The 1,004-nt window shown below is 67.9% G+C and carries 1 protein-coding gene; it reads left to right on the top strand.

Annotated elements, in window-relative coordinates; all coding sequences use genetic code 11:
- Positions 1 to 870 (top strand): glucuronate isomerase (locus U1700_RS15515; protein ID WP_332753550.1); only part of this gene is annotated, 870 nt, incomplete at its 5' end.
- Positions 871 to 1,004: the final 134 nt, after the last annotated feature.

The following is a 1,004-nucleotide window of genomic DNA, read 5'->3' as shown; positions in this document are numbered from 1 at the left end:
ATCCGCGACTCCGGTTGGAACGGCCGCGTCATCACCACCTCTCGCCCCGACAGCGTGATCGACGTCGAGCATGAGCAGTTCGGCGGCGCCATGCAGCGCTTCGCCGAGCTGAGCGGCGAGGATGTGTATAGCTGGTCCGGCTATCTCGCCGCCCATGCCAAGCGCCGCGCCGCCTTTCGCGCGCTGGGCGCGACCGCGACCGATCACGGCCATCCGACGGCGGCGACGGCGAACCTTTCGACCGCCGAGTGCGAGGCGCTGTTCGCGCGTGTCGTCGGCGGCACCTGGACGCCTGCGGACGCCGAGCTGTTCCGCGCACAGATGCTGACCGAGATGGCGAAGATGAGCGCCGCGGACGGCATGACGATGCAGATCCATCCGGGCTCGTTCCGCAATCACAATGCCGGACTCTTCGCCAGCCATGGGCGCGACAAGGGCGCGGACATGCCGATGCGCACCGATTACGTCCATGCGCTGAAGCCCATGCTCGACGTGGTCGGCAATGAGCGCGACCTGACCATCATCCTCTTCACGCTGGACGAAAGCGTCTATGCGCGTGAGCTGGCACCGCTAGCCGGGCATTATCCGTGCCTGAAACTCGGCCCCGCCTGGTGGTTCCACGACAGCCCGGAGGGGATGCGCCGCTTCCGCGAAATGACGACCGAGACGGCGGGCTTCTACAACACGGTCGGGTTCAACGACGACACCCGCGCCTTCCTGTCGATCCCGGCGCGGCACGACGTCGCGCGGCGCATCGACTGCGGCTTCCTCGCGCGCCTCGTTGCCGAGCATCGGCTGGAGGAGCATGAAGCGGTCGAGCTGGCCCATGCGCTGACCAACGGTCTGGTCCGTTCGGCGTACCGGCTGTGACCCGGCTGCGCGAAGCGACCGCCGAGACGCTGCCCGAAAGCGTGGCGCGCCCCGGTTACGATCGGGCGGGCCAGCGGATCGGTATCGTCCATATCGGCCTCGGTGCGTTCCACCGCGCGCATCAGGCGGTCTAT

Origin of the sequence: Sphingomonas sp. RB1R13, from assembly GCF_036663775.1 — a bacterium.
In the GTDB taxonomy this organism is placed as follows: Bacteria; Pseudomonadota; Alphaproteobacteria; order Sphingomonadales; family Sphingomonadaceae; genus Sphingomicrobium.
Note: the sequence above shows the minus strand (reverse complement) of the source record. Positions and strands in the feature narration are given on the sequence as shown.